This is a genomic window from Streptomyces sp. NBC_01264, from assembly GCF_026340675.1.
Taxonomy (GTDB): domain Bacteria; phylum Actinomycetota; class Actinomycetes; order Streptomycetales; family Streptomycetaceae; genus Streptomyces.
In genome coordinates, this window is sequence record NZ_JAPEOX010000001.1 from 3,163,171 (window position 1) to 3,179,867 (window position 16,697).

The window sequence follows — 16,697 nt, forward strand, 5'->3', positions numbered from 1 at the left end:
GGCGCGGACGCGGCGTGAGGGGCCTCGGCCCCCGCGCCGCGCGTCCGCGCTGCCCGCATCCAGAAGGAGAACGTGGAAGAAGCGGTACGAGTACCCCGAGGGGATCCCCATGCGCTCGCGCGCCCATCAGCAGTCCCAGCTCACGCTGTCCGGAGTCACCAAGGCCTACGGTGACCGGGTCGTGCTCGACCAGGTGTCGCTGATCGTCCGGCCCGGCGAGAAGGCCGCCGTCATCGGCGAGAACGGCTCCGGCAAGTCCACCCTGCTCCGGCTGCTCGCCGGGGCCGAGGCGCCGGACGGCGGGGAGGTCACCGCCGTCTTCCCCGGCGGCACCGGACACCTCGCCCAGACCCTCGACCTCGCGCCCGGGCTGACCGTCCAGGACGCCGTCGACCTCGCCCTCGCCGATCTGAGGGAGCTGGAGGCCCGCATCCGCGCCGCCGAAACCGCCCTCGGCGGCGTCGTCGGCGAGGGCGGTTCCGGCGGCGAAGGCCGTTCCGGCGGCGGGCCCGACCCCGCGCTCCTCGACGCGTACGGCGACCTCCTGACCGCCTACGAGGAACGCGGCGGCTATCAGGCCGACGCCCGCACCGACGCCGCGCTGCACGGGCTCGGCCTCGGCCACGTCACCCGGGACCGCACCCTCGGCTCGCTCTCCGGCGGCGAGTGCTCCCGGCTCGCGCTGGCCTGCGTACTGGCCGCCGCGCCCGAACTCCTGCTCCTGGACGAGCCGACCAACCACCTCGACCGGCGGGCCGTCGACTGGCTCGCGGAGCGGTTGCGCGCCCACCGGGGCACGCTCGTCGTCGTCACCCACGACCGGGACTTCCTGGAGCGGATCACCAGCACGGTCCTGGAGGTCGACCGGGACCGGCGCACGGTCGTGCGGTACGGGGACGGCTGGGCGGGATACCTCGCGGCGAAGGCCGCCGCGCGCGGCCGCTGGGCGCAGCGGTACGCGGAGTGGCGCGGGGACCTGGCACGCACCGAGGCCCTGGTCTCGGCGGCGGGCCAGCGGCTGGACCGCACCGGCGGGGACCCCGGGCAGGGCTTCGGGAAGCACCGCCGTTCCTCCGAGGCCAAGCTGTCCGGGCAGGTCAGGGCGGCCCGGACGCACCTCGAACAGCTGCGCGCGCAGCCGGTGGCACCGCCACCGGTGCCGCTGCGCTTCGGCGTCGGGATCGCCACTCCCGAAGCCGGCCCCGAAGCCGGCCCGGAAACCGCCCCCGGGCCCGCCCCCGCGGGGCCGCTGCTCCAGCTCTCCGGGATCCGGGTCGGCGACCGGCTCCGGATCGCCGCCCTCACCGTACGGCCGGGGCAGCGGCTGCTGGTGTCGGGGCCGAACGGGGCCGGGAAGACCACCCTGCTGCGCGTCCTGGCCGGCGACCTGACCCCGGACGCGGGCACAGTGCACCGCGCAGCCCACGTACGACTCGGCTATCTGGCACAGGAGTTGCCCCACGCCCCCGTCCGGCTCCCGCTGCTCTCCGCGTTCGCGGCGGGGCTCCCCGGCCTGCCCGAGGAGCACGCGGAGGCCCTGCTGACGCTCGGGCTGTTCCGCGAGGAGGACCTGCCGGTACCGGTCGCGGCCCTGTCCGCCGGGCAGCGGCGGCGCCTCGAACTGGCCCGCCTGGTGACCCGGCCCGCCGACGTGCTCGTGTTGGACGAGCCGACCAACCACGTGTCCCTCGCGCTGGTCGAGGAGGTGGAGCAGGCGCTCGCCGGCTACCCCGGAGCGGTGGTCGCGGTCTCCCACGACCCGCGCTTCCGGGCCGCCTTCGCCGGTGATCGGCTCGAACTGCGGCACGGAACACCGCAGTTCCGGCTGGTCGGCACCGCATGAGGGGCTGACCGGCCGCCCGCCCCCTCGGACACCGGCGCCGGCGGCGCCACCGTACCCGCGAAGATTCGTTCGCCCTCCGGGCAACCGAATCGGGGCGGGTGGTGGTCAAGGGGGCGAGGAGGTGCCGATGCAGGCCGAGGAAGAAGCTCAGTTCGAGTCGTTCGTTGCCGCGCGCTGGGTCCATCTGGTCCGAACCGCCTACCTGTTGACGGGTGATCCGCACGACGCGGAGGACGTGACCCAGGCCGCGCTGGCGAAGGCGTACCGGTCGTGGCGGCGGGTGTCGCGCATGGACAGTCCGGAGGCGTACGTCCGCCGGATGCTGGTCACGTGCAACAGCGACCGGTTCCGCAAGCGCCGGGTCGCCGAGCGACTGACGGACCGGGTGCCGGACACGTCGACGGGCGACCACGCGGGTGCGTGGGCCGAGGAACGTGGCGCGCTGATGGAGGCGCTGGCCCAACTGCCCGCCCGTCAGCGGGCGGTGGTGGTGATGCGGTACTGGGAGGACCTCTCCGAGGCCGAGACCGCCGATGTCCTCGGGTGCTCCCAGGGCACCGTCAAGAGCCAGGCCTCCAAGGCGCTGGCGAAGCTTCGCGCCTGGCCCGGACTGGGCCGGGTCGCGACGAGGAACGAGGGGGCGGTCCTGTGAACGGGCAGGACGACGGCAGGCAGGGCGAGGAGTTCGAGCTGGACCTGCGGGAGTTGATGGCCCGGGGCGCCGAGGCCGTGCGGCCCGCCGCCGTGCCGTATCCGGAGATCGTCCGGCAGGGCCGGGCGGAGCAGCGCCATCGCAGGCTGGCGGCGGCGGGGGCGGCCCTGGTCGCGCTGGCCGTCGTCCCGGTGACGGCCCTGGTCCTCGCCGGGAACGGGCCCGGCGGCGGTCCGGCGGTCGTGCCGGTGGCGGGCGGCGGCGGCCCGAAGCCGAGCGCCGCGCCGCCCACCCCCCAGGCGCCCCCGGGACCGGCGGCGCCCGCGACGCCCGGGCAGCTCGCCGACGGGATCACCTTCGAGGAGGCGGCCGCCGGGCTCGGACTGTGCCTCGCCTACGACCGGGAGCACGCCTCCTCCGATCCGGCGGGATTCCAGCGGACGGACCTGGGCAAGGCTTCCGACTACCGGATCCTGCTCGCGCACCGCAGCACCGGCAACCGCAACTCCCCCGGGGACGGCCGGTACATCGTCGCCGTCAAGGAGGCCCCGCAGCAGATCCGGCTCATCTGCCTCATCAAGAACGGCAGGGCCGAGGGCCTCAACACCTCCAGTGGCGGAGGCGTGGACCCCGAGAGCGGACCCGTCCGGCCCGACATCAACGGGGGCAAGCTCTTCCTCCAGAGGCTGAGCTCCGAGGGCTCCTGGAAGCTGCCCTACCGCTGGGGCAGCATCGGCACGGTCGACCCCGCTGTCACCCGGGTCACCGTCGGCTACGGCGGTGCCACCTTCGAAGGCGCCGTGGACCACGGCTGGTTCGCGGCCACCGGGATCCTGGAGCGGTCCGTCACCAAGGCCCCGCGGGTCAAGGGCTACGACGCCCAGGGCAAGCAGGTCTACGACTCCGACCAGGACAAGGGGTACGAGAAGTCCCTCCCGTAACCGGGAAGGGACGCCGGAAGCGTGGAACCCCGCCGCCGTACAGGGGTCGGCGGCGGGGGTCCCGCCACGCACCGGCCGACGGGCCCGCGGTGTCAGTGGGTCCCTTTACGGTGCCGGTATGACGAGGCACTGGATAGACCGCGCGCTCCCCCACCACCAGGAGACCAACGTCGTCTTCTTCCGTGGCCAGTCCCTGGACGCGCTCACGCGGGGACTGCTCGGCCAGAAGCGGCTGCCGCTCGCGTACGGCAAGGAGACCGGCGGCTGGGGGCTGATGATGCACGACATGTTCAGCTGGGACGGCGGCGACTACCACCTCACCCACTACGAGCTGCTGTGCCCGCAGGGCGGTGAGCTCGTCGTCTTCGTGACGGAGCCCTGTCTGGGGAAGGCCCACGGGCCCTGGTTCGAGTACTACCGCGACGGGAAACTGACCACCGCCTTCAGCTTCGAGGGTCCGGACGACCCGGTGGGCGCGGAGCCCGAGCTGCTGCTGCCCGCCCTCACCGCGGCGCGCCTGGCCGGGCCGGAGGAGGACTTCGACGGTGACGACACCGAGGAACGGATCGTGGCCGCGGTCGCCGGCTTCTTCTCCCTGCCGGAACTCGACCTGTCCTGACGCCGGGCACCGACTCCGGGAGAACTGACGCCGGGAACCGACCGACTGCGGCCCCGGCCGACCGCGGCACCGGCCGGCGGCCGGTCAGCCCGCGTAGAACAGCTCGTCCACCACGCCCCGCGCCCGTCGGGTGATGCGCCGGTAGTCCTCCAGCATGTCGCCGACCGTGCCCTCCGCGTAGCCGAGGTAGCGGCCGACCGCGGCCAGTTCGCGGGCCTCCGAGGGGAAGGTGTCGCCCGCGCGGCCGCGGACCAGCATCACGGCGTTGCGGACCCGGGTGGCCAGGACCCAGGCCTCGTCGAGGATCTGCGCCTCCTCGGTGGGGATCAGGCCGGCCGCGTGCGCGGCGGCCAGGGCCTCGCGGGTCCGGGTGGTGCGCAGGCCCGGTTCCGCCCAGGCGTGCCGCATCTGGATCAGCTGGACGGTCCACTCGACGTCGCTGAGGCCGCCGCGGCCGAGCTTGGTGTGCAGGGTCGGGTCGGCGCCCCTGGGCAGGCGTTCGGATTCCATCCGGGCCTTGAGGCGCCGGATCTCGCGGACGGCGTCCTCGCCGAGGCCTTCCATCGGGTAGCGCAGCGGGTCGATCAGGTCGATGAAGCGCCGGCCCAGGTCGAGGTCGCCGGCCACCGGTTCGGCGCGCAGCAGGGCCTGGGACTCCCAGGTCAGGGACCAGCGGCGGTAGTAGGCGGCGTAGGAGGGCAGGGTGCGGACCAGCGGGCCGGAGCGGCCTTCGGGGCGCAGGTCGGCGTCGATGAGCAGCGGCGGGTCCGCGGTGGGGAGTTGGAGGAGCCTGCGCATTTCGGAGACGACGTGCTGGGCGGCCTTGGCGGCCTCCTGTTCGTCGACGCCCTCGCGCGGCTCGTGGACGAAGAGGACGTCGGCGTCGGAGCCGTAGCCGAGCTCGTGGCCTCCGAAGCGGCCGACGCCGATGACGGCGAAGCGGGTGGGCAGGGTGTCGCCCCAGTGGCCCTGGACGGCAGCGCGCAGGGCTCCGGCGACGGTGGCGGCGGTGAGTTCGGAGACGGCGCGGCCGACCCGGTCGACCAGGGCTCCGTGGTCCTCCTCGGCCGGGTTGTCCTCCGTACCGTAGGAGCCGATGATGTCGGCGGCCGTCGTACGGAACAGCTCGCGGCGGCGGACTCCGCGGGCGGCGGCGACCGCGGCCTCCGGGGTCCCGGCGCGGCCGACGGCGGCGAGCACCTCCTGCTCCAGGGCCTCGTGGGTACGGGGAACCAGGCCTTCGGGGTCGCCCAGCAGGGCCACCGCTTCGGGGGCGCGCATGAGCAGGTCGGGGGCGAGGCGTCCGGCGGAGAGCACGCGGGCGAGGTTCTCCGCGGCGGCGCCTTCGTCGCGCAGCAGGCGCAGGTACCAGGGGGTCTTGCCGAGGGCGTCGGAGACCTTGCGGAAGTTCAGCAGGCCCGCGTCCGGGTCGGCGGAGTCGGCGAACCAGCCGAGGAGCACGGGCAGCAGGGTCCGCTGGATGGCGGCGGCGCGGGTGACGCCGGAGGCCAGGGCTTCGAGGTGGCGCAGGGCGGCGGCCGGATCGGCGTACCCGAGGGCTTCGAGGCGCTGGCCGGCGGCGCGCGGGGAGAGCCGGGTCTCGCCGGGGGCGAGCTGGGCCACGGCGTCGAGCAGCGGCCGGTAGAAGATCTTCTCGTGCAGGCGGCGGACCACGGAGGCGTGCCGGCGCCAGGCCTTGTTGAGTTCGGCGACGGGTTCGGTGCGCAGGCCCAGCGAGCGGCCCAGGCGGCGCAGGTCGGCCTCGTCCTCGGGGACGAGGTGGGTGCGGCGCAGCCGGTAGAGCTGGATGCGGTGCTCCATGGCCCGCAGGAAGCGGTACGCGTCGTGCAGTTGGGCGGCGTCGGCGCGCCCGACGTAGCCGCCGGCGGCGAGGGCGGTGAGCGCGTCGAGGGTGGTGCCGGAGTGCAGGGTGGCGTCGGAGCGGCCGTGCACGAGCTGGAGGAGCTGGACGGCGAACTCGACGTCGCGCAGGCCCCCGGGGCCGAGTTTCAGCTCGCGCTCCACCTGGGCGGCGGGGATGTTGTCCACGACGCGGCGGCGCATCTTCTGCACGTCGGGGACGAAGTTCTCGCGCTCTGCGGCCTGCCAGACGAGGGGAGTTATGGCGGCGATGTACTCGGCGCCGAGCGCCTCGTCGCCGGCGACGGCGCGGGCCTTGAGGAGGGCCTGGAACTCCCAGGTCTTGGCCCAGCGCTGGTAGTAGGCGAGGTGGGAGGCGAGGGTGCGGACGAGCGGACCGTTTCGGCCCTCGGGCCGGAGGTTGGCGTCGACGGGCCAGATGGTGCCTTCGACGGTGGTCTCGGAGCAGATCCGCATGAGGTGGGAGGCGAGCCGGGCGGCGGCCTGGACGGCCTTGCCCTCGTCCGCGCCGGGGGCGGCGTCGCCGACGAAGATGACGTCCACGTCGGAGACGTAGTTCAGCTCGTTGCCGCCGCACTTGCCCATGGCGATGACGGCGAGCCGGCAGAGCGCCACGTCCTCGGGGGCGGCGGCGCTCGCGATGCGCAGGGCCGCGCGGAGGGTGGCAGTGGCCAGGTCGGCGAGCTCGGCGGCGGTCTGGGCCACGTCTATGGTCCCGCAGACGTCGCGGGCGGCGATGGACAGCAGGCAGCGGCGGTAGGCGACGCGCAGCTCGACGGGGTCGTGGGCGCCGGCCAGGCCCTGCTCGAACTCGGGCAGCCCGGGGTGCAGGTCGGCGGCCTCGTAGGTGACGAGGGCCTGCCAGTCCCGGGGGTGGCGGGCGAGGTGGTCGCCGAGGGCTTCGGAGGCGCCGAGCACGCCGAGGAGCCGGTCGCGCAGGGGTTTGGCGCTGACGAGGGTGTCGAGGAGGACGGGCAGCTCCTCGGGGGCCTGCGCCTCGGCGATGCGGACCAGCCCGAGGAGGGCCAGGTCGGGATCGGCGGTGGCCCCGAGGGCGTCGATGAGCACCGGATCGGTGCGTACGGCGGCCAGCACGTCGGTGTCGAGCAGCCGGGCGGCGGCCGAGGGGTCGGTGAACCCGCTGCGCACCAGCCGGCTGAAGGTACTGCTCCTGCGTCCCGGGACTGTCATCCCGCCGCCTCCCGCGTACGTGGGCCTGCCCTTGCCCTGGCCGGGCGGCCGCGCGGGATGCCGCCTCCGGCAGGTGTCTGTCGGCTTCGGCAGGGTCCGCGGTTCCGCCCGGGGAGAGCCTAACCGGAGCGGGCGTTCGACTCACCGCATCCCCGGTGGGGCGTATTGTCGGATTTTTGGCACACTTGTGCCGCAATGGGGCCCGTTCCCCGCCGACCGGCCCGGAGGACCCCGATGCACGACCCCGAACGTCCTGGCGAGGAACCTTCCGCGCGGCGGAACGACGGCCCCGGCGGCGGCCCCGCCGACGGCCTCGGCGCCGGCACCCCGGGCGGCCCTGCCGGAGGCTCGTCCGGAGCCCCCGCCGGAGACCCGTCCGGAGTCCCCGCCGGCCCGGGTGTCCGTACTCGGGGTACCCGCGCCGAGGCCCGTACCCGCCGGGCCCGCGCGGTCGCCGGCAGGCGGCCCGGGCGGCCCGGGCGGCGCGGGCGGGCCGGCAGGGCCGGCAAGGCCCTCGTGGCCGGTGCGGTGGCCGCCGTCGTCGCCGCCGCCGTCGGGGGGACGCTGCTCTGGGGGAACGGGGCCCTCGACGCCCTCACCCACCCCGGCGCCGCCGACCGCAAGGCGGCGGGCTCCACCTCCGGGGACGCCGACCCGGCGGCCCTCACGGGCGCCGGCCGGGTGCTGCAGGTGCTGGCGCACCCCGACGACGACCTCTACTTCATGAACCCGGACCTGCGCTATTCCATAGCGGCGGGCCATCCCGTCACCTCGGTCTACCTCACCTCCGGCGAGGCCGACGGGATCAACGCGCGCGCGGCCGAGGTGGCCGTCACCCCGCCCGACAAGGCCGCCTACGCCGAGGCCCGCCAGAACGGCATCCGCTCCGCCTACGCGCAGATGGCCACCGGCGACAAGGACAGCCCCTGGAAGCGCACCGTCACGGAGACCGCGGGCGGCGGCCACGCCGAGATCGACGTCCTCACGGCGAAGCCGCAGGTCAATCTGGTCTGGCTGCAGATGCGCGAGGCCGGCAACGTCTGGGCGCCCCGGCCCGACAGCCTGCACGGCCTCTGGGACGGCACGGTCCCCCGGCTGGAGTCGATGCTCGCCTCCGGAAGCCCGGTCAAGCAGCCGTTCACGTACACGAAGGACCAGGTCGTACGGACCCTCGTCGACGTCCTGAAGCGGTACGAGCCCACCACCGTCCGCTCCCAGGACCCGACGCCCGGCCGCTACCCCGACGGCGGCAGGCACTACACGGACCATCAGGACCATTTCTACGGGGCCCGCTTCGTCCAGGTCGCGCTCGGCGCCTACGCGAAGGAGGTCAAGGACCGTCCGCACTTCTCCGTGCAGAACTACCTCGGCTACTTCAACGGCTGGCTCCCCAACGCCCTCGCCCCGGACGAGGCCAAGGCCAAACTGGACATCCTGGACACGTACGCCTGGACCGACCGGCAGAACCACTGCGGCAGCGCCGCCGGCTGCGGGGACCTGAAGGTCGCCGACCGCCCGACCGGCAACCACTGGAGCTCGACCATCAACTACGCCCGCGGCACCGCCACCTCCTGGCTGGCCGCCGACAAGGAGCACGGCCTGTGGGCGTTCAGGGTGCTCGACGGGCAGCTCGCCCTCTGGCACCGCACCGGCCTGCTCGGCGCCTGGAGCGGCCCCCGGCTGCTGCCCGAACCCGACGGCACCGTCATGGACCAGGGCATCACCACCGTGACGCTGGCCGACGGCAGGATCGCCGCCTTCGGCACCCGCACCTCCTTCGGCGCCCGGCCCGCCGACTACCGGCGCGAGGTCGTCTACGCCGTGCAGCGGGCGCCCGGCTCCGAGGAGTTCGGGGAGTGGGCGGTGCTCGGCACCCCGGAGACCTCCGACGACAACTGGACCTCCGACATCAGCGCGCCCGCGGTGGCCCTCGACGGCTCCGGGCAGCTCGCGGTCTACGTGCGCGACGGCGCGTACACGCTGCGCGGGCGGGTGCAGTCCCCGACCGGCGCCTGGGGGCCGTGGAACCGGTACGGCGGCTCCGACCTGCACGGCAGCCCGGTCGCCGCGACCGACGCCACCGGCCGGCGCGTGGTCCTCGCCGCGACCACCAAGACCGTGCTGGGCTGGGCCCAGCCGAAGGCCGGCGCCCCGCTCGGCCCCGCCACCGCGACCGGGCTGCCGGCGCCGGCGCTGCCCATCACGGCGCAGAGCCGGGAGGACGGCGTACGGCTGTGGTTCCGCAAGCCGGACTCGGGCGGGATCGGCACCGCCCTGTTCACCGGCGCCGGCGGGCTGCGGATGACCGGGCTCACCGACCTGGGCGGGCGGTCGGGCTTCGGCGCGGTGACGGCGAGCGGCCGCCTGCTGGCCGGGCGGGCCGCGGGCGGCCGGCTGGGCTCCGACATCGGCCCGGGCCGGCCCTGGGAGCGGACGCCACTGATGTTCGTCGGGGCGCCCTCCTCGACGCTCAACGGCAAGAGCACGGTGAACCTGGCGGTCATGGGGCTGGACGGGCGGCTGTACGTGACCTCGGCGGCGGACGACCCGAACGCGCACCTGGCCCCGTGGCAGCCGGTGGGACCGCCGAACGGCGCGCCCTGACCCTCCTCTGACCACGCCCTGACCGTGCTCTGGCCACGCCTTGGCCGCGCCGCACGCGAACCGATCAACGCCCCCCCACGGGGGCGTTTTTTGGTGGGCGCGCACCGGCGGCGGCCGGCCTCCGCGCACGTGATCTCGGACACAGAGGAACCGCCCGCGCGCCGGATATCCGGGCGGTCCTTTCGACAAATCGGAATTCATCGGCGATCGGGTGAACCAACTTGCGCGAATTGGACTCTCACTGACTGTCCGATAGCTTCACCCGGTTCTTCCTGCCGAACGACCTCAAGGCGACGCCACCCATGCCTGTATCCCGTCGACGTTTCCTCCTCGCGACCGTGGTCCCGATGCTGACCATCGGGGTCACCGGCGCGCTCGCCGTCGCCTCCGGCCAGCAGACCGCGGCCGAGGCCGTCCCCGGAACCGGCTCCTCGACCGCCGCCCCCGTGAGCGCCACCAGCGGCTCGATCGTCCAGATCGTCGCCCACCCGGACGACGACCTGTTCTTCATGAACCCGGACATCAGCCGCTCCCTGCTGGCCGGTACCCCGCTGACCACCCTGTACCTCACCTCCGGCGAGGCCGACGGCCGCAACCAGGCCAACGGCGGCGCGGCCAAGGACCCGGCGCAGCCCGCCGACCGCCCCCACTACGCGGAAGCCCGGCAGAACGGCATACGCGCGGCCTACGCGCAGATGGCCACCGGCGACCGCACCAGCCCGTGGCGCCGTACGGTCGTCACCACCGCCGGCGGCGGCAACGCCGAGCTCGACGTCCTCATAGCGAAGCCGCAGATCAATCTGGTCTGGCTGCAGATGCGCGAGGCCCGCGCCCCGCTCGCCGACAGCCCGGACAGCCTGCGCGGCCTGTGGAACGGCCGGATACCGGCGATCACCCCGCAGCTCACCGCGGGCACTCCGGTCAAGATGCCGCCCGCGTACACCAAGGACCAGGTGATAGCGGCGATATCGGGGTTCCTCGAGCGGTACAAGCCGACGACGATACGGATGCAGGACCCGTCACCGGGCCGGTACCCCGGCACCGGCAAGCTCACCGACCATCAGGACCACATGTACGGGGCGCGGTTCGCGCAGGCCGCGGCCGCCTCGTACGCCGCGCGGGTCCCGGTCGGGCAGCGCCCCCGCTTCACCGTGCAGAACTACGTCGGCTACCACAACGGCGCCCTGCCGCACTCCCTGGACCCGCAGACGGTCCAGGCGAAGCTCGGCTTCCTGAAGACGTACGCGTGGCAGGACCGGCAGAACTACTGCGGCTCGCCCTCCGGCTGCGGCGACCGCAAGGTCGCGGGCAGTCCGACCGGCCACAACTGGGCCCAGTCGCTGCGGTACGCGCGCGGCGACCACTCCTCCTGGCTGGTGCAGGGCACGACCGGCCGGCTGTACGCCTTCGGCGTCCTCGACGGACAGATGGCCGTCTGGAACCGCGGGGCCGGCACCGGCGCCGGCGCCGCCTGGCAGGGCCCGGTGCTGCTGCCGGGCACCGGCATCGACCCGGGCGCGACCACCGCGCGGCTCCCCGACGGGCGCGTCGCCGTCTTCGCCACCCGGACCAGCTTCGGCACCCGGCCGCAGGACTACCGGCGCGAGATCGTCTACGCCGCCCAGTCCACGCCCGGCGGTCCGTTCGGGGCGTGGGTCGCGCTCGGCACCCCGGAGCCCCAGGACGACGGCGGCACCTCCTCGATCAGCGCGCCCGCGGTGGTCGCCGGCCCGGACGGGCTGCTGACGGTGTACGTCCGCGACTCCAAGCGCACCCTGCGCGCCCGCGCCCAGGAGCCCTCGGGCGCCTTCGGCGCCTGGCAGCAGCTGGGCGGCGCCGACCTCCAGTCCGACCCGGTGACCGCCACCGACTCCGCCGGGCGCCGCCACCTCTACGCCGCGACCACCCAGTCGGTGCTGGCCTGGATCCAGCCCGCCCCGGGCGCCCCGCTCGCCGGCCCCTTCCCGACCGGGCTCCCGGCCACCACCGTCCCCCTCACCGCCGCCCCGGAAGCGGCGGGCGTCCGCCTGTACTTCCGGCGCCCCGACTCGGGCGTCGTACGCACCGCCCTGGTCACGGCAGCGGCCGGCGCCGCGAAGCCCACCGTCTCCAGCGTCACGGAGGCCGGCGGCCGGGCGGGCTACGGCGCGGTGGCCGTGGCGGGCCGCCTCATATCGGGCCGGGCCGACCTGGGCACCGTGGGCACGACGGGCCTCGGCGGCCCGCCGGCGTGGACGGAGTCCCGGATGCTCTACGCGGGCGCCCCGGCGGGCATCCAGGAACCGGGCGGCCCGACGACCGTCGCGGTCCTCGGCCTGGACGCCGAACTCCACGTCACCACCCCCTCCTCCACCCCGAACCGCACCACCTGGCACCGCGCGGTACCGCCCGCGTAAGCGACCACCCGGCACCGGGCGGGAACCCCGGTGCGAAGATGACCCCTCCGGTCGCCCGCACACGCCCCCGTGCGGGTACGCCAAGCCAAGGAGGGAGCACCCATGTCACACACGTCGCTGCTCCGTCGCCCGGCGGCGGCCCCGCTGGCTTCGCTCGCGGTGCTGGGCGCGGGAGCCGCGTACCTCTGGGGCACCGATCCGCACCGGCCCGGCCAGTGGCTCCCCCGCTGCCCCTTCAACTGGCTGACGGGCCTGGACTGCCCGGCCTGCGGCGGCACGCGGATGGCTTACGACATCCTGCACGGCGACTTCGTCGCGGCCTTCCACGACAACGCGGCGCTGTTGCTGCTGGGGCTGCCGCTGGCCCTCTTCCTCTACGGCCGCTGGGTCACCGAAGGCCTGCGCGGGCGGAAGTACCACCCGGTGATCGGGATCCCGGGGCGGGCTGTCATCGTGGGGGTCGCCCTGACCTGGACGATTGTTCGAAATGCGGTCATGTGATCACGGGTTGATCACGTTGCGAACCGCAGCGCAACCATCGACAACCGTCGCAGGTCAGTAGTTCCGCCGAGGCCCAACGGGTCGCGGCACACGTCCCCATACAGCAGTTCGCAAGGAGCTTTCGCATGTCCCAGAACATCGCCCCGAACGGTCAGCAGTACTCCGACAAGTCCAAGGTGACGGCCGGTCTGCTGCAGATCTTCCTCGGCGGCTTCGGCATCGGCCGCTTCTACACCGGCCACACCGGCATGGCCATCGCCCAGCTGCTCACCTGCGGCGGCCTCGGCTTCTGGGCCCTGATCGACGGCATCCTGTTCTTCGTGAAGAACGACCGCACCGACAGCCAGGGCCGCGTGCTGCGCGGCTGACGTGCCCCGTCACGTCGTACGGCCGGCCCCCTCGAGACGGAGGGGGCCGGCCGTAGGCGTATCCGCGCGGGTTACAGCACCGGCATCATCTTGCGTAGCTCGAAGGCCGTGACCTCGCTCCGGTACTCCTCCCACTCCTGCTTCTTGTTGCGGAGGAAGAAGTCGAAGACGTGCTCGCCGAGGGTTTCGGCGACCAGTTCGCTCTTCTCCATCAGGGCGATGGCCTCGCCGAGGTTCTGCGGGAGGGGCTCGATGCCCATCGCGCGGCGTTCCGCGTCGGACAGGGCCCAGACGTCGTCGTCGGCGCCGGCCGGGAGCTCGTAGCCCTCCTCGATGCCCTTGAGGCCCGCGGCCAGGAGGACGGCGTACGTCAGGTACGGGTTGGCGCCCGAGTCGATCGAGCGGACCTCCACGCGGGAGGAGCCCGTCTTGCCCGGCTTGTACATCGGGACGCGGATCAGGGCCGAACGGTTGTTGTGGCCCCAGCAGATGTACGAGGGGGCCTCGCCGCCGGAGCCGGCGGTGCGCGAGGAGCCGCCCCAGATGCGCTTGTAGGAGTTCACCCACTGGTTGGTCACGGCCGCCGTTTCGGCGGCGTGCTTGAGCAGGCCCGCGATGAAGGAGCGGCCGACCTTGGAGAGCTGGTACTCGGCGCCCGACTCGTAGAAGGCGTTGCGGTCGCCCTCGAAGAGGGACAGGTGGGTGTGCATGCCCGAACCGGGGTACTCCGAGAAGGGCTTCGGCATGAAGGTGGCCTGGACGCCCTGCTCCAGGGCGACCTGCTTCATGACCAGGCGGAAGGTCATGATGTTGTCGGCCGTCGAGAGGGCGTCGGCGTAGCGCAGGTCGATCTCCTGCTGGCCGGGGGCGCCCTCGTGGTGGCTGAACTCGACCGAGATGCCCATGGATTCGAGCATCGTGATCGCCTGGCGGCGGAAGTCCATGCCGACGTTCTGCGGGGTGTGGTCGAAGTAGCCCGAGTTGTCGGCCGGGGTGGGCCGGGTGCCGTCCAGCGGCTTGTCCTTCAGCAGGAAGAACTCGATCTCCGGGTGGGTGTAGAAGGTGAAGCCCAGGTCGGAGGTCTTGTTCAGGATGCGCTTGAGGACGTACCGCGGGTCCGCGTAGGAGGGCGAGCCGTCCGGCATCAGGATGTCGCAGAACATCCGCGCCGTTCCGGGGGCCTCCGCGCGCCACGGCAGTATCTGGAAGGTGCTCGGGTCCGGCTTGGCGATCATGTCGGACTCGTAGACCCGCGCGAACCCCTCGATCGCCGAGCCGTCGAACCCGATGCCCTCGTCAAAGGCCTGCTCCAGCTCCGCCGGCGCGACCGCTACGGACTTCAGGAAGCCCAGTACGTCGGTGAACCACAGGCGCACGAAGCGGATGTCGCGCTCCTCGAGCGTCCGGAGGACGAATTCCTGCTGCTTGTCCATGGCTTCATCCTCGCAGTTCAGGCGGCCTGTGCACCACTGCCGCGAGGGCACGGGCACAGTCGGGCCGGCCCAGTATCGCCAGCGGTGGTTTCCGCCAGATTACGCACCCCGGAAAGCCGGTGGCACCCCCGCACTGACCTTGAGCCGGTCATGAGCATTACCATCGGCGCCCATGGGGGGCCATGCGCGGGACGAGCAGGGACGTCGGAGACGTCCGCTCCTCCGGCGCGCCGTCCTCCTGATGGCCTTCGGGGTGCTGGCCGGTACGGCGTTCCTGTGCCGGACGGCCGGGGCCGGGGCCGGGGCCGGGGATCCGGCCGCCGCGGGCCCGGGTGCGCGCGCCAGGCACGCGGCCCACGCCCCCGGCGCGCACCGCGCCGTCTGCGCGGCGCCGTACGACCGGCCGGGCTGCTCTCCTCTCTCGCACGTTCAGCCCGGACTGCTGCCCCCGGCGCCGCCCGCGGTCCTGATGGCCGGCGGGGCGCCGACCGCGCCCGCCGTGCTCCCCGGGCCCGCGCAGGGGATCCGTCCCCCTGCGGCGCTCGCGCGCGGCCCCGACCTGTACGCCCTCCAGGTGCTGCGGACCTGACCGGTCCGGTTCGACGGCGCTCAGGCAGCGCGCTCTCAAAGCAGCGCGTTCTCCCCTCCACCCCCCTCAGCACAAAGGATTCAGGGCCATGGCCAGCAGGAAGTCCGAAACCAACAACTCCCGCCAGGCGCGGATAGCCGAGATGCGCCGCGCCGACCAGTCGCGCGACCGGCGCAACAAGGCCATCGCGATCACCACCTCGGCCGCCATCGTCACCGGGCTCATCGGCTTCGGCGCGTGGGTGATGATCAACCAGCAGAACGAGGAAGACGCCAAGAAGGCCCTCGCCAAGGCGCCGGTCGCGGGCGAGCAGACCTGGGACGCCAAGAAGCTCGGCCGCAATCACGTCGAGACCCCGGTGAAGTACGAGATGACCCCGCCGGTCGGCGGGGACCACAACCCCCGCTGGATGAACTGCAACGGCGATGTCTACAAGAACCCGATCCCCGAGATCAACGCCGTGCACTCGCTGGAGCACGGCGCCGTGTGGGTGACGTACAACGAGAAGGCCGCCCCGGCCGACGTGGAGAAGCTCGCGGGCACGGTGTCCAAGCGCCCGTACACGCTGATGAGCCCCGTCAAGGAGCAGTCCGGCACGATCATGCTCAGCGCGTGGGGCAAGCAGCTGACCGTGGACAAGGCCGACGACGCCCGCGTGGCGGCGTTCCTCACCAAGTACGTGCAGGGCGCGCAGACCCCCGAGCCGGGCGCGGCCTGCACGAACGGGCTGGCCGACAAGTGACCCGTACGGCCGGCAAGGGCTCCGTGGCCCGTACGTACTGGGCCGCGGGCTCGGCCGTCGGCCTGGCGCTGCTCTTCGCGGTGGGGGCCACGGTCGCCACCGCGGGGGGAGCCGATTCCGCTCCCGAGGCCTCCCGTACGCCGGGGCTCTACTCCGCCGACGCGGGCTTCGCCCGGGACATGGCGGTCCACCACCAGCAGGCGGTGGAGATGTCCTTCATCGTGCGCGACCGTACGAAGGACGAGCCGGTGCGCACCCTCGCCTACGACATCGCCAACACCCAGGCCAACCAGCGCGGCATGCTGCTGGGCTGGCTGGACATGTGGGGCCTGCCGAAGGTCGTGGCCGACGAGCCGCCGATGTCCTGGATGGGCACCGACGGCGCGGAGCACGGCATGGCCGGCCACGATATGGCCGGGGCCGTCACCAAGCCCGGCGCGCTGATGCCCGGCATGGCCACCAAGGAGGACCTCGCGCAGCTCGGCTCCGCCGAGGGCCGGGACGCCGAGGTGCTCTACCTGCGCCTGATGACCGACCATCACAAGGGCGGCGTCGTGATGGCCCAGGGGTGTGCCACCCAGTGCGAGAACCCGGCCGAGCGGGCACTGGCCCAGGGCATGGTCGAGGCCCAGCAGTCGGAGCTCCAGCTGATGGCCGACATGCTGAAACAGCGCGGAGCGGAGCCCCCGGCGACAGGGTGACCCGGCGGGGCTGGGAAATCCAGCCCCGCCGGCGTTTGAGGCGCGGGGTCCGGGGCGGAGCCCCAGGGGGGTCCGGGGCGGAGCCCCAGGGGGGTCCGGGGCGGAGCCCCAGGGGGGTCCGGGGCGGAGCCCCAGGGGGGTCCGGGGCGGAGCCCCGGGCCTCACCCGTACGGCCCACCCTCACCCGTCTGGAGTCGCGGGACCCGAACGGCCGAACGAGGATGAGGACGCCGAGG

The 16,697-nt window shown here is 73.6% G+C and carries 13 protein-coding genes; 11 read left to right on the plus strand and 2 right to left on the minus strand.

From position 1 onward, the window contains the following. The first annotated feature begins 109 nt into the window (after window positions 1–109). From OG435_RS14440 to OG435_RS14455, 4 genes are all read left to right on the plus strand, one after another. A complete protein-coding gene (locus OG435_RS14440; RefSeq protein WP_266877228.1) occupies window positions 110–1,843 on the plus strand; it encodes an ABC-F family ATP-binding cassette domain-containing protein in 1,734 nt (577 codons plus the stop codon). A 127-nt stretch (window positions 1,844–1,970) separates the two neighbouring features. Next, a complete protein-coding gene (locus tag OG435_RS14445; protein WP_266877229.1) occupies window positions 1,971–2,495 on the plus strand; it encodes a SigE family RNA polymerase sigma factor in 525 nt (174 codons plus the stop codon). Beyond that, window positions 2,492–3,436, plus strand: a complete 945-nt coding sequence (locus tag OG435_RS14450; RefSeq protein WP_266877230.1) for a hypothetical protein — start codon at window positions 2,492–2,494, stop codon at window positions 3,434–3,436. The genes OG435_RS14445 and OG435_RS14450 overlap by 4 nt, the downstream gene beginning before the upstream one ends. Window positions 3,437–3,554: 118 nt before the next feature. Continuing rightward, complete coding sequence (locus tag OG435_RS14455; RefSeq protein WP_266877231.1) at window positions 3,555–4,055, plus strand: hypothetical protein; 501 nt, start codon at window positions 3,555–3,557, stop codon at window positions 4,053–4,055. A gap of 84 nt (window positions 4,056–4,139) precedes the next feature. On the opposite strand, the gene OG435_RS14460 is transcribed toward OG435_RS14455, so the two are convergent. Beyond that, window positions 4,140–7,127, minus strand: coding sequence for a bifunctional [glutamine synthetase] adenylyltransferase/[glutamine synthetase]-adenylyl-L-tyrosine phosphorylase (locus OG435_RS14460; protein WP_266877232.1), 2,988 nt, complete (start codon window positions 7,125–7,127; stop codon window positions 4,140–4,142). 234 nt (window positions 7,128–7,361) lie between these two features. On the opposite strand from OG435_RS14460, the gene OG435_RS14465 reads away from it, so the two are divergent. The 4 genes from OG435_RS14465 (at window position 7,362) to OG435_RS14480 (ending at window position 12,996) form a co-directional block, all read left to right on the plus strand. Further along, window positions 7,362–9,731: a PIG-L family deacetylase gene (locus OG435_RS14465; RefSeq protein WP_266877233.1), complete on the plus strand. Its 2,370-nt coding sequence runs from the start codon at window positions 7,362–7,364 to the stop codon at window positions 9,729–9,731. Window positions 9,732–10,033: 302 nt separating this feature from the next. Continuing rightward, complete coding sequence (locus OG435_RS14470) at window positions 10,034–12,127, plus strand: PIG-L family deacetylase (protein WP_266877234.1); 2,094 nt, start codon at window positions 10,034–10,036, stop codon at window positions 12,125–12,127. A 102-nt stretch (window positions 12,128–12,229) separates the two neighbouring features. Continuing rightward, the gene (locus OG435_RS14475) at window positions 12,230–12,628 is read left to right on the plus strand and encodes a DUF2752 domain-containing protein (RefSeq protein WP_266877235.1); all 399 of its coding nucleotides are present in this window, start codon (window positions 12,230–12,232) and stop codon (window positions 12,626–12,628) included. 125 nt (window positions 12,629–12,753) lie between these two features. Next, window positions 12,754–12,996, plus strand: a complete 243-nt coding sequence (locus OG435_RS14480) for a TM2 domain-containing protein (protein WP_266877236.1) — start codon at window positions 12,754–12,756, stop codon at window positions 12,994–12,996. Between the two features lie 71 nt (window positions 12,997–13,067). On the opposite strand, the gene glnA is transcribed toward OG435_RS14480, so the two are convergent. Then, window positions 13,068–14,429 (minus strand): type I glutamate--ammonia ligase, encoded by a 1,362-nt coding sequence (glnA, locus tag OG435_RS14485; protein ID WP_266877237.1) that lies wholly within the window; start codon window positions 14,427–14,429, stop codon window positions 13,068–13,070. Between the two features lie 172 nt (window positions 14,430–14,601). Between glnA and OG435_RS14490 the strand changes: the two genes are divergently transcribed. The 3 genes from OG435_RS14490 to OG435_RS14500 all read left to right on the plus strand — a co-directional run bounded on the left by OG435_RS14490 (window position 14,602) and on the right by OG435_RS14500 (window position 16,461). Further along, the gene (locus tag OG435_RS14490; RefSeq protein ID WP_266877238.1) at window positions 14,602–15,018 is read left to right on the plus strand and encodes a hypothetical protein; all 417 of its coding nucleotides are present in this window, start codon (window positions 14,602–14,604) and stop codon (window positions 15,016–15,018) included. An 88-nt stretch (window positions 15,019–15,106) separates the two neighbouring features. Beyond that, complete coding sequence (locus OG435_RS14495) at window positions 15,107–15,760, plus strand: DUF3105 domain-containing protein (RefSeq protein ID WP_266877239.1); 654 nt, start codon at window positions 15,107–15,109, stop codon at window positions 15,758–15,760. Next, window positions 15,757–16,461: a DUF305 domain-containing protein gene (locus OG435_RS14500; protein ID WP_266877240.1), complete on the plus strand. Its 705-nt coding sequence runs from the start codon at window positions 15,757–15,759 to the stop codon at window positions 16,459–16,461. The genes OG435_RS14495 and OG435_RS14500 overlap by 4 nt, the downstream gene beginning before the upstream one ends. The last annotated feature ends 236 nt before the right edge of the window (window positions 16,462–16,697 follow it).

Coding starts and splice junctions, on each gene's coding strand:
- OG435_RS14440 (WP_266877228.1), top strand. CDS start 110: ATGCGCTCGCGCGCCCATCAGCAGTCCCAGCTCACGCTGTCCGGAGTC.
- OG435_RS14445 (WP_266877229.1), top strand. CDS start 1,971: ATGCAGGCCGAGGAAGAAGCTCAGTTCGAGTCGTTCGTTGCCGCGCGC.
- OG435_RS14455 (WP_266877231.1), top strand. CDS start 3,555: ATGACGAGGCACTGGATAGACCGCGCGCTCCCCCACCACCAGGAGACC.
- OG435_RS14460 (WP_266877232.1), bottom strand. CDS start 7,127: ATGACAGTCCCGGGACGCAGGAGCAGTACCTTCAGCCGGCTGGTGCGC.
- OG435_RS14465 (WP_266877233.1), top strand. CDS start 7,362: ATGCACGACCCCGAACGTCCTGGCGAGGAACCTTCCGCGCGGCGGAAC.
- OG435_RS14470 (WP_266877234.1), top strand. CDS start 10,034: ATGCCTGTATCCCGTCGACGTTTCCTCCTCGCGACCGTGGTCCCGATG.
- OG435_RS14475 (WP_266877235.1), top strand. CDS start 12,230: ATGTCACACACGTCGCTGCTCCGTCGCCCGGCGGCGGCCCCGCTGGCT.
- OG435_RS14480 (WP_266877236.1), top strand. CDS start 12,754: ATGTCCCAGAACATCGCCCCGAACGGTCAGCAGTACTCCGACAAGTCC.
- glnA (WP_266877237.1), bottom strand. CDS start 14,429: ATGGACAAGCAGCAGGAATTCGTCCTCCGGACGCTCGAGGAGCGCGAC.
- OG435_RS14490 (WP_266877238.1), top strand. CDS start 14,602: ATGGGGGGCCATGCGCGGGACGAGCAGGGACGTCGGAGACGTCCGCTC.
- OG435_RS14495 (WP_266877239.1), top strand. CDS start 15,107: ATGGCCAGCAGGAAGTCCGAAACCAACAACTCCCGCCAGGCGCGGATA.